Raw genomic sequence first — 15,124 nt, forward strand, 5'->3', positions numbered from 1 at the left:
TAACTATTCTATGTGTTTATCGTTGGATGGGACTAAAGTTGTTCCAGAGAACTTCTTTAAAAAATACAGTGCTAACAAACAGCCAAACAGATCAGCTACCCAATCGGCTACAGAAGCTTGTCGAGCGAAAAAAGCACCTTGGCAAATCTCAATGATAGCGCCATAAATTGCAGCGGAAAGAATGACCGTTACGTTTTTAAATGAATGAGCTTTACAGCCAAGCCAAGTCAATCCAAAAAAGATTACGAGATGTGCGATTTTGTCAGTATGAGGAAATCCCATGCCGCCATTTTTTACTTCGGCAAAAAAGCCAAATGTGGCTATAACGACAGCAAGATAAAATAAAATTTTGTAAAAGGCGTTTTTCATTAAAAGCATCAGGTGATTTATTAGGATAGGGAAGTATATCAAAGCATTTTATATACCCAATCAATTTTAATATCTGTCACCGAACAAAACGTAAAGCTAGAAAAATAGGGCAAAAAACAACCGAAAAGATAGCTAAAACGGAAAATTTGAAAATTACTAGAATTTTTATAGGTTTTTGTTAAACAAATTCCATACATTACGCTCAGGACGATAGTCCTAGGAGGGCATAACTCCCGTTGGTGTGGTTACTTCCAGCATCAATAATGCCCTCCTTTCAACTCATTAAGTTTTCAACCTTTCTTTATAAACTCACCAAACTTTGTTTTAAACTGAGCTAACTTTGGCCCAATTAATATTTGGCAATAGGGCTGATTTGGGTTTTTATTGACGTAATCTTGGTGGAACGATTCTGCTGGGTAAAATGCGTTAAACGGCTGAACTTCCGTTACTATTGGTGAATCCCAAATATTAGCTGTATTTAAATAATCGATAACGCTATCTGCCAGCTGCTGTTGAGTTTTGTTGTGGGTTAAAATCATCGAGCGATATTGCGTTCCTACGTCATTCCCTTGACGGTTAAGAGTCGTGGGATCATGTAGCTGGAAAAACATCGCTAATAATTGCTCATAACTTATGGTGTCAGCGTCGAACTCTACATGAACTGCCTCAGCATGACCGGTGTGACCCGAAATTACCTCCTGATAACTAGGGTTCACTGTTTTCCCACCGCTGTAGCCTGATGTGGCCAGAGTGACGCCTTCAACCATGTTAAAGGCTGCTTCGATACACCAAAAACAGCCGCCTGCAAACGTTGCTTCTTGTTTATTTGCCATATACTTTATTGATACCTAATGAATTGAGAGTAGCTATGTTCAAGTCTAATTGTCCCGTGTGTAATAGAATACGTGCTCTGATAGTGTGGGCGATCATTTGTGTCGTTACGTATTTCATTTTTGAACCTTTTTAGTTTAACAACTTTACCATAGCTGGTCGGGACTATTATGAAAGTGATCAAAGCTAACAAACAAATCGAGGGTAACGTAATCCGCCAGTGTAGTATTGGATTACTCTTGTTAGCCCTGTGCTACTTGTTGATAGGAGCCGAGAGTCACAAGGTTTATTGTTTTGTTGGAATAGGCTTGTCTTTCGCCTTGTATTGGTTTGCACGAGAAATGGATCGCGTTCCAGCTATTGCCTTTACCTTTGAAAAAGACCACTTTGTATTTCATCACAAAAGCGGTGACTTAAGAGTGGCTTATGAAAACATCGTAAGGGTTGATGTCGTCTCGATTACACAAGGCTTGGAGCGACGTCAAATTGGTTACATTGGAATAAAGCTCAGAGCGCCGGAGCTTATGTATGAGGAAATACCGTTACGATTAGCTAGTCGCTTGCTAATAGAGCAAAAAGACCTGCAAGTCCGCGCTGGCAAAGAGCAGTGTTCTACCGGGAGGTGTGACATCGATACCATTGTTGATCAAGTTGAGTGGCGCAGTAAATCCGGTTTGATTATGACAGGAGTGGCAGGGATGTTTGCTAATCGTAGTGAAGTATTAAATCGGCAACTAGGTTTTCATTTTTACATCTCAGAGCAAGCTTTTGATATGCAGTCAGTTAAAGCCGTCCAAATTATCAGGGAGCAAGCACAAAAAGTATGGTAGATATTTCTCTTCGTTCTTGATCAATTTCTATCAAAAGGCTAGTCTTGCAATAGTTAAAACATTTTATTTGAATCAATTAGTAGAATTATAATATGACTGATGCAGCCTATATTCTTAGTGGTCGAAACACTATTATCCATAAGGTTCGTAAGCTAGATTTATTACTAGTCAACGACCTAGATAATCCAGTAGTAAAAGTGAATCAAAATGGTGTTATTGAGCACGACGGTCCGGTACCAAGAAATCGCCGTGAAGCAAAAGACGCGTATTGTGAGGTGGTAAATATCTCGAGCCCTGATGTGTTTGGTGAGCCAAAGACGCTTCTTTTTGTTCAATGTCTAAACGGTAAAGAATATAAAGTTGATTACAGCAAAGCTGGTACACCTCTGTTCATTCGAGTGCATCAACAAAGCTACATTTAAAAGTGGCATTTTAAAAGTTAAATTTGAAAACCGCTCATCAAAGCGGTTTTTTTGTGCCTTTCTAATATGTTGTTAAGTGAGTTTGGAAATTAGGGTTATTGATTTTTGATACGGTATTTGTCTTTTAAATCTTGATATGCAGAAGTGCTTCTAAAGGTTACAAGAGCTTGGTTAAATGGCTTAACTAAGTTTGAATCTTTAAATGCCGCACTATAGTCACTGCGGGCGAAAATTGGTGCCGTTTCAAATTGCACGTCTTGGCTTTGCGTATCACTTACTTGAGCCAGAATATGAGAAAAGATATTTATATCCATGATGGCAACGTCGATCCTACCTTCTAGGAGCAGCCTTACTTGTTGGAATTGACTTGGCACTTCAAAATATGATTTATTAAATTTGATCGCTGTCTCAAATTCGTGGCCCAGATATTTAGTTGCGTTTTGAAAGGCCGCGACTCTCAATTTCTTAAGCTGTTCGACGCTAGAGATATGGAAGTTGCTGTCTTGTCTGTATACAGCAACATTCTGATATGTAACATAAGCTCTTGTTCTTATTTTGTTATTTGGGACAATGTTTTTATTGATCGTCAACAACATGGCTCCCATACCTTGGTCAAGTAATCGCAATGTTCGACCCAATGGGACATAAATAAATTTGGGCTGTAGGTTTATATCGTTAAGTACCGCAGTGATAAGCTCGATTTCATAGCCCGAGTCAGTTTCCTCAATGACATAAGGTGGTTTGGAGAGACCCACAATGACATCGATACTCTTATATTTAGGGACGGGCGCATCATAAAAGTATGGTTCGGACAACGCTGAAGGAATATTAAAAACCATTGTGCACGCTAACAAAAGAGACACAATTGGGCAGGTAGTCTTTTTTAATGTAGCCTTTAGCGACGATAATTTAAACATATAAACAAATACTGCTGGTTACTTTTGATACAGTACTAATCATGGCGGATGAAAAGGGATTCGGCAAGTGTAAATTTTTTAGGAACAGAAAAAATGAAAAAAACAATGTTAAAAAGTGTGTATGCATTGGCGATAACTACGTCACTAAACTTAGTTTCAGTAAATGCTGCAGCAACTAATACTACTATTGAAAACGCGACAAGCACTCAAGCGTCCAAAAATGAAACTGTGGTAGTTCGAAAAAATATCGCGCCTTTTGCTTCTCAACTGGCTAAGTTTGAACCTTACCTAGGCGGTTGGACAGCAAGTTTTAATGTGCAGCCAGGTCAAGCGCCTGTTAATGATGTGACGTTATTTGAAAAAGTACTCAATGGCAAAGCACTAAAAACCACCCATAGTATTAATGACGGTATGTATGGTGGAGAATCCTATATTTTCTGGAACAACACAACCCAGCGGTTAGAGTTCCATTACTTTACCACGGCCGACTTTATCACGACCGGTTATTTGGAGTTTGTTAGTGACAATGAGTTTGTTGCTTACGAGGACGTTACCGGTAAAAGTCAGGTCGCTCAGGGAATAACAAAAGTTAAAAGTTCTTCTAAATTATTGGGAGAGACAATGACAGTTTCGACTTCGTACCTTAAAAATGGGGAATGGACCACACCAGAAACGAGAGTGTATCGACGAACAACAAAAGACGTTGTTTTCAACTAGGTCTGGTTGTTTATTGAACAGTTTTGTGTATAATGCGCGGCCGCATTCAGTTTAGCTAAGAAGTAGGTGTTACGTGGTCGCGATTTTCACAGGAATTATTTTTGTAGTCTTTGCTTGTTTGTTAACAATAGATGCAATGAAAAACGGCGTGGGGAAAAAGCGTTGGTTTGCTATTGGTCTGTTGATAGGTCCGTTTGCGTGGCCGATGTTAAATGTCAAAAAGCAAATGCGCCTAAGGCAGCAGTCAGGTACCCAAATCGCTTTTTTCAAGCCCTAACAGAAAACCCTCAAGGTTAATCGTTGTAGTAATTAGAGCTTGTTACTTACAGTAATGTTTACGTCTAATTAAGCTGTTCTACTAGGCGCCATTGGTTTTTCAGGGACCAAGCTTGGAGGCACAATATCAAACGTTACTTCAGCCCGAGCAAAACGAGCAAACTCATCCGCTGACAGTGGCTTACTGTATAAATAGCCTTGTAATACGTCACAATTTTTCTCAGCCATAAAACGCTGTTGCTCAACCGTTTCGACACCCTCAGCAACGGTAGACAACCCTAAGTTTCGAGCGATGGTAATAATAGTATCAATCATCGCTTTACCGATATCAGAGGTTGCATCATCAACAAATGCTTTATCTATTTTTAAGGTGTTGAGCGGGAATTTTCTCAAGTACGACAAACTTGAATATCCAGTACCAAAGTCATCCATCGCAAGGTGTATGCCTCGATCACGCAGCTGGTACATAGTATCGATGGCCCCTTTCGGACTGTCCATAACCGTACCCTCGGTGATTTCAAGCTCTAAATTCGAAGATGGTAAGCCTGTCTCTTCGAGTACTTCATCAATACGCTGAATAAGGTCCGGCAAATTAAATTGACGCGCCGAGAGGTTGACTGCCACACGACCATCCATTAATCCTTGATCTACCCAACGCTTCATATCGATGCAGGCTTTGCGAAGTACTAGGTCGCCAATCTCTACAATCTGACCTGTTTCTTCCGCTATAGGGATAAAAGTTCCCGGGCTTATGACGCCTTTCTGAGGGGTAACAAATCGCACAAGCGCTTCCATACCGACCAATTTGCCTGTTTCAAAGCTCATTTTAGGTTGATAATAAACTTGGAAGTAGTCTTCTTTAAGGCCTAAGCGGATCAAGTTTTCAACCTGAAGTCGTTTTACGGCTTGTTTATTCATGTCATCACTGAAGAACAGGTAGCGGTTTCCGCCTTCTTTAGCGTGATACATAGCCGTATCAGCATTTCTTAACAATGTTTCTGGTTGTTTGCCATCATCAGGGTACAACACAATACCGATACTACCAGCCACCACTAATTCATGCTTTTGAATTTTAAATGGTTTAGAAAGTCGGGCCAGAATCTCTTTGGCTGCCGAAGTTACTTTTTGAATGTCATTGGTTTTTTCCATGACAAAAGCAAACTCGTCACCCCCTAAGCGGTATAACGTGTTGAAGTTATGGGTTAACGGCTTTATTCGTTTGCCTATTTCAACTAATAAAGTATCACCAAGTTGATGGCCAAGAGAGTCATTGATTTTCTTAAAGTTATCTAGGTCAAAAACTAATACTGCGGTAGGAACTTTTCGATCTACACAGTCTTGTAGCTTATCAAAAAAGGCGTTTCTATTAGGTAATGAGGTAAGAGAGTCGGTACTCGCCATTTTACGCAGTTTGGCTTCCGCTGTTTTTCGTCTGGTTGTATCTGAAACGATAGCGACGTAATTGGAGATATTACCAGCCTCGTCTTTAATACAGTTTGCTGTGATGTAGGCCAAAAACATCTCACCCTGTTTGTGTTGGCCGGTAATGTCACCACGCCAAATACCCGTTGCATCTACTTTGGCTTTAATTTCATTGATTAATGAAGTGCTTAAGCTGGTGAACTTTATTTTTTCACCAATAACATCATCTGGCTGATAACCGGTAATCTTACTGTAACCAGGGTTTACGTGAATAATGTTTAGCTCTGGGTCAAGAATAATGACACCTTCGGAGAGGTTATCTATACTCTTTGCAAAGACTTCTAATTCTGATTCAGCGCTTTTTAACTGTTGGATATCTTTAAAAATTCCCGTCATTCGAACAGGACGGCCATCATCATTTCGAATGACAATTCGGCCTTTGTCGAGTACCCAGCGCCAATCGTTTTTGTGTTTGATTCGGTAGGCGCATTCAAAAGCATCCGTTTCACCTTTTAAGTGACTGTTAAGGTGTAATCGAACACGGTTGACGTCGTTGGGGTGAATATGAGGCTTGTTAGGTGGAAATAAATTTGGGTGTACTTTAGAAAGCTTGTAGGTACCTTTGCTATTTGTTCTAAACAGCTTTCCATCATTAATATGCCAATCCCACATTTCGTCACCGCTGGCCCAGAGAGAAAAATTAAGGCGCTGATCACTATATCGCATTGCAGATTGGTAACGCTTAAGCCTTGAATAACTGAAAATAGAAATTCCAACCAATGCAATTAAGCCTGCAATTAAAAGTGCAAGCATAAGGCTAAACCCACCATCAGTCGAAGCTGCAGACGTTAGCGTACTTTCATTTGCATGAGCTTGTGAGACGAATAAGCTGGCAAAGAGTAATTTTTTTAAATAGTTATTATTATTATTATTTTGAGACACAAAAATCTTACAACTACGAATAATATGCTTCACCAAGATAACCAAGTTATCTTGCGGTGTCAAAAGCTAAAATTAAGTTTGGAAGTGAACGGTTAAAAATTGGCTCAAATCGCTTAAAACCCCATTTTTATTGAGGTTTAGCGACTATTGATTTGGATTCCTGATGCGAGTTGAGGATTAAAATATGCAGAAAACCAACGAGTTAAATCAATTAATTTAAGTTGCTCGAGCTCTCTAATAATCTCTTGTTTTTGGTCAAAGTTATAATCTTTATTGCCAATTGAGGCCCAAAGTTGCTGACAATGTTGTGTCAGGTTCGCGGGGCGTTCTTTGTATTGGTGAATGATGGCTTCTTTGTGTTTTAAGAAATCCTCTCCTGGCAGGTTCTTGATTTTATTACTGAAAAGCTCTAGACAATCATGTAGTTCTGTTGTTAATTGTGAACTTTCAAAGTCATGAGATTGTACATAAATTGCAAGCCCCGGAACATTAGAGATAGGCATGTAACCACTGCCGACCATGTACCCCAATTGTCTTTCTGTTCTCAAATAATTAAAGGCAAAGGGTGCCAAAATTTGACTAAGAAGGATAAAGCAGGCTTTTTCTGTATTGTCTTGGTATTCAGGTTTCGTACTAAATCCTTGTAAATAGATTAACGCAGCAGCATCTTGGTGATCGACTTTTTTACTGAGTTCAAACACTTCAGTATCACTTATTCGATGGACTTCACGCTTAACCTCTTCCACTAGATTTAGGTGATCGAGTTTTTCTTTTAAGGTTTCGTTTATGGCTAGAGCCTGTGTGCTTGTCCAATTACCAAAAATAAACGATTCTACAAATGCATCAGACATTATGGCCGTCATGCTCTTTGTAAACTCTGATAAGCTGACATGCTCGAGTTCGTCCGCCAGTTCTGACGTGGTTGCCATTGAAGGGATAAGGTGAGCATTAAGTAAGCTGAACAACTGACTTATCGGCTTATTTGATTCTGCATTTCGCCAATGTTTGATCAGTTGGCGTTTAATTTCCTCAAAACGTCCTCTTTGTGGTTTTTGAGTGAATAACTGATCAACAAGACTAAACAATAAGTGTGGTTGGTTATTCGATAAGCCGGAAGTGTAAAGAGTAATACCACCGCTATGGGTATATAAGTTGTAATTTAACCCCGCCGTTTCCGCTTGGTAATGAATATCACTCACTTGGTCTAAAAACAACTCACAAAACAAACGTAAAATTGCTTGGTTTTGCGTCGTTTGTACACCTTTAGGTAAGTCTAATCCAACATAAATATTACCTTTCGGTACTTTAAAAGTGATGTCCTGTTTAAACCATAATTGCCAACCTTTTTTTGATTCAATGCAAATAGGCTTATCACTATGACTATGTACTTCTTCAACATGAATCTCATTTTGTAGATAAGGATTCGGAGAGGGATAGGCGAATGTACCTGTATTCGGCTCAATTGCGTTAAGCTCGTTTAATACATCGGCATCAATTTGTTGTTGGGAGTAGGGTGTATGATACCAATGGGCTTCTGTGTCAGTATTGATATTCTGACTGACTAAGGTTACGCGCATATTATTTGCATTTAGAAGATTGAATATTTGATTCCAATGACCTAACTCAAAACCATCCATCCGATAGTCACCATACAATACATCGTCTATTGGGTAGTGTTGCATGTTAAGGGATAAAGCATTGGCAAGTTTACTGGGTTTACTCGGCTCCTGAAAGTCAAAGCTAGTAAGCGCTAACCTTTGTTGTTCCTCATATAAATATTCAGGTGGTCGCTCTGCTCTCATAAAATTAATGTAGCTAAATACCTGAGTCAAAATGAGATCTAATTGGTTTTCTCCAAGTTCAGTGAGCTCGAGAGAAATATTAAAATCTTTGAAGTTTTGTCCTGAAATTCCATGTCCAGCAGATAAAGCATTAATTAGGCCTTGGTTTTTGAGGCTTAATGACAGTGAGCCTTGTCCTTCATGACCAATTAGGTGAGCAATAAAGCTCACTATTTTGTGAGGGTATAGCTGGTTAACCGACGGTAACGCAAAAGTGATATTGAGCTTGTGAAGCTCTTTCACTGGTCGTATACAAATAAACGTTCCCAGATCCTCTTTGCGATAAAGACTAGGCGTAATAGCTGGCTTGTTTTGGTTTGGGTTCGCTGAAGGTATACGGCTAAAAACTTGTTTTGCCAGCTCTAAATTACTGTCGTCATTACTTACGATACAGACCGTCATGTATTGAGCTTGATAATTGGCATCCCAAAATGATTGCAATTCGTCTCGCACAGGGCGCTCAGGAAGATCGGAAAGTGTCTGGCGGTTGCCTACAGAAAACTTGCTATAAGGATGCTCTGGGTTACATGTTTCTTTGTGGACTTGCTGAATTCGGCGTGTATCATCGCGAAGCTTTAATTTGAACTCGGCGTGAATCGCTTCTTGTTCTCTGGTAATTGCTGCGTCGTCAAACAATGGGTCGATAAATAGGTGAGCGAAAAAATCTAAGGCATTAGGAAGTGAGTTGTGGTTGATATCAAAAAAGAAGTTACTGTGCTCTGTTGCCGTCCATGCATTGCAATGCCCACCATGTTTAGCAACAAAATCATTGATGGCATTAGGTTCCGGAAACTTTTTGTTTCCATTGAATAAAAGGTGCTCGATAAAGTGAGCAAAACCAGGGCGATCATTTGGATCGTCAAAACTGCCAGTATTCACAACCAACGAACAGGCACTTTTAGCCGCGTTCTCATTCTCAACGTATAATAAGCGCAAGCCATTTTCTAATATACTTGAGTGATAACGGTTTTTGTCGTTGTTACTAATTTTCATCGATAGCCTTAGCGCAAGTGATAATTGGTCCCTTTTTTCTTCTTCCTTAGGTACTTATCCTAGCTTGTTTTTTCTAAAAATCGAACAATTAACGACACCAAACAAAAAAATCACTACAAATATTAAATTTAAGAGTACACTTTATGGGGAATTAAAATCCGCATCTTATTTGCTTTTCTTGGATACTAGGTTTAGGGTTCTAACCGCTGCATTTATTGCAGTCTTTTACAGTTTTTATGCAGTATGTAGAGTTATTTTATGGCAATTTATTTATTTATCGTACGTCATGGTGAAGCCGAACCTGTAGGTGTGGAAGATCACTTAAGAAAGCTTACCGATATTGGTCATTCTGAAGCATCTCGAACGGGTCAATGGTTAGCAAGCCAAGTTGAGTCTTTTGATCAAGTCTTTGTAAGTCCTTACCAGCGTGCGCAGCAAACCAAGGATGAAATTGCCAACCACAATCATTTTGTAAAGTTAGAAACACTTGAGTCCATTATTCCTTCTGGCGATCCAAACCAAGTTTGTGACGAATTGATGGCACGCATCGAATTGCTAAACGACAAAATTGAAGATAAAAGCAAAGACATTAACGTTTTGTGCGTGTCTCATATGCCACTAGTAAGTTATTTAATTGGTGAGTTAACTGGTTATACACCAATAATGCCTACAGCGGGGGTGGCCAAAATTAAGATCGATGTTGAAAAATGGTCAGGCTTGCTTGAAACGCTAATTTCACCCGGACAAATGATGTAAGTCTGCGTAATTAGACCTTACTATTGAAATTTATGGTTTTCTCTCTAATTAAGCCAAGGTTATAAATCTCTACCTAATAAGTGGGCGAGTTCTTCGCCCAAATTGATAATAAGGACAATCGCTCCTTGTCCACCCCATTCTAGTGGCGCTTGATGAAAAGCCAGTACGTCAGGGTGCTGCATCAAATAATGCGGGATTTTCTTTTTAAGTACACCACCGCTGACTCCATGAACGACACAAGCGCAAGGAATGTGTTGATCGATACAGTCCTGAATCAAGTCGGCTAAGTCAACTTGGGCTTGTTGTTTGGTGTAACCGTGTAAGTCTAGGATTAGTTCTGGACTGATGTCTCCACGACGTAAAACCTTGGTCAAGTAACTTGGGTAGCCTTCTCTAACAAAGCTTAATGTTGCTGTTTCATCAATGTATGGCTCGTACTGATCGCTAAAGTGAAAACGTTGAGCTGCACGAGCGGTTTCTTTCTTTTTTACGTTGGCCGAATAACGAGAGGGATTTGGCTGTGCTTCAAGCTTTGTCTTTAATGGTTTGGTCGTGTGCTTGTGAAAATGGCGATTATTTTGGTCTAACTTTTTAACACCAGCCATTTCTTTTTCAAAGTCGAACGTCTGGTCATCACCTTCACCGGTATCAGGTGTGTTATTTTCAAATGAAAATGGTGAAAAGGTGGATTTTTTTGCCATGTTTATCAGTTCTCAATAGCCGAGCATAGGATAATTATTGTAAAATATTGGCTTTGATTCCTCCACCGTTAAATTTGATAACGAAGTGTAACTACACAGGATTGACCAATGTTAGAACAACCAACTCTGCAACAACTTGCTGATGAAGCAATTACTGAACTTGCCACTGCTAATGACTTGTTGCGCTGGGCGGTCAGTCGCTTTAATGAGTCTGATATTTACTTTGGTCATGGAACTGATAATCCTTGGGATGAAGCGTTTTCATTAATTTCGTGGGGATTGAATATTGGCCCAACGATTAATGCTGAAACATTGGCTTCAAAATTAACGAAATCCGAACGTCAGCGAATCGTAGAAGCCGTGGTTGCTCGAATCGAGACTAAAAAACCAGCGGCTTATCTAACAAACCTTGCTTATTTTGTTGATTTACCATTTTATGTAGATGAAAACGTATTGGTACCGCGCTCTCCAATTGGTGAACTAATTAAATCTAAGTTCAATACAGTTATTGATTTCGAACCTGGTCATATCTTAGATTTGTGCACAGGGTCTGGCTGTATTGCTATTGCGAGTGCGTACGCCTTTGAAAACGCATTGGTAGATGCTGCAGATATAAGTCCTGAAGCGTTAGCAATCGCAGATGAAAACATTCATAGACTAGGCGTTGAAGACAGAGTGACCGCGTATCTTTCAGATGTGTTCTCCGGTTTAGGCGGTCAAAAGTACGATCTTATTGTTTCTAATCCTCCATATGTAGACGCTGAAGATATTGGTGATATGCCAGAAGAGTTCCATCACGAACCTGAAATTGGTTTAGGCAGTGGGCCAGATGGATTGGATTTGACTCGAATGATTTTAAAAGAAGCGGCATCGCATTTGACCGAGCAGGGCGTACTTATCGTAGAAGTAGGCAACTCAATGGTGCATTTAATCGATTTGTTGCCAGAGGTACCATTCAACTGGATTGAATTTAACAATGGTGGTTTAGGGGTATTCTCGATAACCAAAGCTCAGCTTGATGAATATCAAACGTTAATAAACGAGACGTTATAACCAGTTTCACAGTGCTCGATATAATAATGAATCGAATAAAACAGAATAATTAAAACGGTAAGTAGGGAAAGGTAATGGCAGGAAATACTTTTGGTGAGGTATTCAAAGTAACAACATTTGGTGAGAGTCATGGCTTGGCACTCGGTTGTATTGTTGATGGCTGTCCACCAGGATTAGAAATCGATGAAGCGATGATCCAAGAAGAACTGAATAAAAGAAAGCCAGGTACCTCTCGATTTACCACACAACGTCGCGAACCAGACGAAGTTAAAATTTTGAGTGGCGTATTTGAAGGGAAAACGACAGGCACGCCGATTGGTCTGTTAATTGAAAATACCGACCAGCGCTCGAAAGATTACTCAAATATCAAAGATAAGTTCAGACCAGGTCATGCGGACTATACCTACTTACACAAATATGGTCATAGAGATTACCGAGGTGGTGGGCGTTCATCTGCTCGAGAAACCGCAATGCGTGTTGCAGCTGGTGCCATTGCTCAAGCATGGTTAAAACAACAAGGCATTGAAATCACAGCTTATATGTCTCAATTAGGGCCAATTCAAATTGAGACAGTTGATTTTCATGAAATCCGAAACAATGATTTTTTCTGTCCAGACCCAACAACTGTGCCCAAGTGGGATGAGTACATGCGCGACCTTAAAAAACAAGGTGACTCTGTTGGTGCAAAGATTAGCGTTGTCGCCAAAGGCATGCCGGTAGGGTTAGGTGAACCTGTTTTTGATCGTTTAGATGCAGATGTCGCTAAAGCAATGATGAGTATTAACGCAGTAAAAGGCGTTGAAATTGGTGATGGCTTTGGTGTTGTCGACCAAAAAGGCTCAGAACACAGAGACGAATTGACACCAAACGGATTCAAGGCAAACCACAGCGGTGGTGTGTTAGGTGGTATTTCTACAGGCCAAGACCTTATTGCTCACATTGCTCTCAAACCCACCTCGAGCATTAGTGTTCCAGGCAAAACTATTGATGTAGATGGTAATGAGCAAGACGTTATCACCAAAGGTCGTCACGACCCTTGTGTTGGGATTCGTGCCGTACCGATTGCCGAGGCGATGCTTGCGTTGACTGTGATGGATCACGTATTACGTCACCGAGCGCAAAATGCCGATGTTGTTGTAGACACCCCAATTATTCCTGGACAGCTGTAATTCATGTTCGATATTCAAACGCTTATTTATTTGTTTAATAAGACTTTTGAAAAGGAATTTAATGTCCGGTTGGTCAAAGGCCACGATGAGCCAATTTATTTACCTGCCAATTTGGGCGACGGCGATTTACCTGCTCAGCCTTTTGCGCAAGTTGTGTTTGCCCATGGCTATTTTGCCAGTGGTTTACATGAAATTGCCCACTGGTGCTTGGCTGGTGAACACCGACGTACCCTTGTTGATTATGGTTATTGGTATAGCCCAGACGGGCGTACCGCAGAGCAACAAGCAAAATTTCAATCGGTTGAAATCAAACCTCAAGCTATAGAGTGGGGCTTAGCCGCTGCTGCCGGTTTTAGGTTTGGCGTTAGCTGTGACAATTTATCGGGTGATGAGCATGGTCAACAACCTGACCGTTTGGCGTTTGAGCGAGATGTTCAACAACAGCTCGAAGTCTATTTAGAAACTGGTTTCCCTACTCGTGCTCAAACGCTAATGAGAGTGCTAGCGAGTCACTATCGTCAACCATTCCCAATCCAATTGTCTCAGTGTTTGTTGGTTTTGAACAAAAAGCAAGAAGACGATGTTTGTGAAGAAATAAGAGGTGCCCATGAATCAGCAGCGTAAACGCTTTCGTTTGGGAATAATTGTTAATCCTGTCGCAGGCTTAGGGGGTTCAGTTGCATTAAAAGGCTCAGACGGAGCTGATACAGCCCAATTAGCACTTTCTCAAGGCGCTGTAGCACTTGCCAATGAGCGTCTCAAAGTTGCGTTAAATGAATGCACAGAGAGCCTTAAAAGTGCGGATGTTTTTACCGTTGCAGGTGAGATGGGTGAAACGACTTGTTTAGCCTTAGGGTTACAACCTGAAATCATCTATCAGCCCAAGGCTCCAACAGAGCCTAGCGATACAGAAAACGCTGCAAAAATCATGTCTGATCTAAATCTAGATCTAATATTATTTGCTGGTGGTGATGGTACTGCACGTAATATTTGTGCATCAGTGAAAGAAGGTAGCACTGTGCTTGGTGTTCCTGCTGGCTGTAAAATCCACTCTGGGGTTTATGCCATTACGCCAAAAGCTGCAGGTCGAATTGTCGATATGATGATTCAAGGAGAGCTTTTGTCTATCCACGAAGCCGATGTTATGGATATTGATGAAGTGTTATTCAGACAAGGCGTGGTCAAAGCTAAGCGCTATGGCGAATTAAAAATACCTGCCGAGTTAAGGTACGTTCAAAACGTTAAAATGGGCGGCAAAGAAAGCGATGAGTTGGTTTTACAGGATATTGCAGCTCATGTAATTGAGGAAATGGAAACCGATGACGTTTATGTCATGGGGTCGGGCAGTACAGTGGCGTTCTTGATGGAAGAGCTTGGCTGCGAAAACACCTTGCTCGGTGTTGATGTCATACAAGATCACCAAGTCGTCGCGAATGATGTGACGGCCAAACAACTATTGGACCTAACAGACAACAAAGCGGTGAAGTTGGTCATCACCTTAATTGGTGGACAAGGACATATTTTTGGCCGAGGTAACCAGCAATTAAGCCCAGAATTTATTAAAAAAGTGGGGCGCGACAATATAATTATTGTGGCGACCAAAACAAAACTAAAAGCATTAGATGGCCGTCCTTTAGTAGCGGATACCGGTGATAGCGAGCTCGACAAAGCTTTGTCTGGACCAATTGAAGTTGTTACGGGGTATCACGATCAGGTCATTTATCCAGTAGGCTACGAGGAGTTATAGTGGTTGATTTAGAACAGTTAAGTGACAACGCGCAATTGTATTTCGACAGCTTTGTTGAAACGGGCAGTGACGATGAATTATTTGCAAGTGGCTACTTAAGAGGTCACGTTGATTTAATCATTGGCACCGCTATGGTAG

Annotated in this window: 16 protein-coding genes; 9 read left to right on the plus strand and 7 right to left on the minus strand. The window is 40.6% G+C overall.

Features of this window, described 5'->3' with window-relative positions; genetic code table 11:
* Window positions 1-3: 3 nt before the first annotated feature.
* The 3 genes from AC4E96_RS01815 to AC4E96_RS01825 form a co-directional block, all read right to left on the minus strand.
* Window positions 4-369 carry a VanZ family protein gene (locus tag AC4E96_RS01815; RefSeq protein ID WP_490254727.1) on the minus strand — a complete coding sequence of 122 codons (366 nt, stop codon included), beginning with the start codon at window positions 367-369 and terminating at the stop codon, window positions 4-6.
* A 290-nt stretch (window positions 370-659) separates the two neighbouring features.
* Complete coding sequence (gene msrA, locus AC4E96_RS01820; RefSeq protein WP_490254728.1) at window positions 660-1,202, minus strand: peptide-methionine (S)-S-oxide reductase MsrA; 543 nt, start codon at window positions 1,200-1,202, stop codon at window positions 660-662.
* On the minus strand, window positions 1,192-1,320 hold the full coding sequence (locus AC4E96_RS01825; protein WP_490254729.1) for a hypothetical protein: 129 nt from the start codon (window positions 1,318-1,320) through the stop codon (window positions 1,192-1,194). Before AC4E96_RS01825 ends, msrA begins: the two co-directional genes overlap by 11 nt.
* Window positions 1,321-1,370: 50 nt before the next feature.
* Here AC4E96_RS01825 and AC4E96_RS01830 point away from each other — a divergent pair, with 50 nt between their 5' ends.
* Together AC4E96_RS01830 and AC4E96_RS01835 are read left to right on the plus strand one after the other, a co-directional pair.
* Window positions 1,371-2,030 (plus strand): DUF2982 domain-containing protein, encoded by a 660-nt coding sequence (locus AC4E96_RS01830; RefSeq protein ID WP_490254730.1) that lies wholly within the window; start codon window positions 1,371-1,373, stop codon window positions 2,028-2,030.
* Between the two features lie 92 nt (window positions 2,031-2,122).
* Entirely contained in the window at window positions 2,123-2,452 is a 330-nt protein-coding gene (locus AC4E96_RS01835) for a hypothetical protein (RefSeq protein ID WP_488033133.1), read from the plus strand.
* A 95-nt stretch (window positions 2,453-2,547) separates the two neighbouring features.
* On the opposite strand, the gene AC4E96_RS01840 is transcribed toward AC4E96_RS01835, so the two are convergent.
* The gene (locus tag AC4E96_RS01840; RefSeq protein WP_490254731.1) at window positions 2,548-3,291 is read right to left on the minus strand and encodes a substrate-binding periplasmic protein; all 744 of its coding nucleotides are present in this window, start codon (window positions 3,289-3,291) and stop codon (window positions 2,548-2,550) included.
* Window positions 3,292-3,462: 171 nt separating this feature from the next.
* Between AC4E96_RS01840 and AC4E96_RS01845 the strand changes: the two genes are divergently transcribed.
* Window positions 3,463-4,086 carry a hypothetical protein gene (locus AC4E96_RS01845; protein ID WP_490254732.1) on the plus strand — a complete coding sequence of 208 codons (624 nt, stop codon included), beginning with the start codon at window positions 3,463-3,465 and terminating at the stop codon, window positions 4,084-4,086.
* A gap of 345 nt (window positions 4,087-4,431) precedes the next feature.
* Here the strand turns inward: AC4E96_RS01845 and AC4E96_RS01850 are convergent, their stop codons facing one another.
* Window positions 4,432-6,597: a bifunctional diguanylate cyclase/phosphodiesterase gene (locus AC4E96_RS01850; RefSeq protein ID WP_490254739.1), complete on the minus strand. Its 2,166-nt coding sequence runs from the start codon at window positions 6,595-6,597 to the stop codon at window positions 4,432-4,434.
* A gap of 266 nt (window positions 6,598-6,863) precedes the next feature.
* Window positions 6,864-9,560: an insulinase family protein gene (locus AC4E96_RS01855; protein WP_490254733.1), complete on the minus strand. Its 2,697-nt coding sequence runs from the start codon at window positions 9,558-9,560 to the stop codon at window positions 6,864-6,866.
* 258 nt (window positions 9,561-9,818) lie between these two features.
* Here AC4E96_RS01855 and sixA point away from each other — a divergent pair, with 258 nt between their 5' ends.
* Window positions 9,819-10,316, plus strand: coding sequence for a phosphohistidine phosphatase SixA (gene sixA / locus AC4E96_RS01860; RefSeq protein ID WP_490254734.1), 498 nt, complete (start codon window positions 9,819-9,821; stop codon window positions 10,314-10,316).
* 59 nt (window positions 10,317-10,375) lie between these two features.
* Here the strand turns inward: sixA and smrB are convergent, their stop codons facing one another.
* The gene (smrB, locus tag AC4E96_RS01865; RefSeq protein WP_488033127.1) at window positions 10,376-11,017 is read right to left on the minus strand and encodes an endonuclease SmrB; all 642 of its coding nucleotides are present in this window, start codon (window positions 11,015-11,017) and stop codon (window positions 10,376-10,378) included.
* Window positions 11,018-11,125: 108 nt separating this feature from the next.
* Here smrB and prmB point away from each other — a divergent pair, with 108 nt between their 5' ends.
* From prmB to AC4E96_RS01890, 5 genes are all read left to right on the plus strand, one after another.
* The gene (gene prmB / locus AC4E96_RS01870) at window positions 11,126-12,070 is read left to right on the plus strand and encodes a 50S ribosomal protein L3 N(5)-glutamine methyltransferase (protein ID WP_488033126.1); all 945 of its coding nucleotides are present in this window, start codon (window positions 11,126-11,128) and stop codon (window positions 12,068-12,070) included.
* Between the two features lie 74 nt (window positions 12,071-12,144).
* The gene (gene aroC / locus AC4E96_RS01875) at window positions 12,145-13,239 is read left to right on the plus strand and encodes a chorismate synthase (protein ID WP_488033125.1); all 1,095 of its coding nucleotides are present in this window, start codon (window positions 12,145-12,147) and stop codon (window positions 13,237-13,239) included.
* A 3-nt stretch (window positions 13,240-13,242) separates the two neighbouring features.
* Complete coding sequence (locus tag AC4E96_RS01880) at window positions 13,243-13,863, plus strand: elongation factor P hydroxylase (RefSeq protein WP_488033124.1); 621 nt, start codon at window positions 13,243-13,245, stop codon at window positions 13,861-13,863.
* A complete protein-coding gene (locus AC4E96_RS01885; protein WP_490254735.1) occupies window positions 13,847-14,986 on the plus strand; it encodes an ATP-NAD kinase family protein in 1,140 nt (379 codons plus the stop codon). The genes AC4E96_RS01880 and AC4E96_RS01885 overlap by 17 nt, the downstream gene beginning before the upstream one ends.
* The coding region (locus tag AC4E96_RS01890) for a YfcL family protein (RefSeq protein ID WP_490254740.1) at window positions 14,986-15,124 on the plus strand (139 nt) is incomplete at its 3' end. The genes AC4E96_RS01885 and AC4E96_RS01890, both read left to right, overlap by 1 nt.

This window comes from Psychrosphaera sp., from assembly GCF_982872775.1.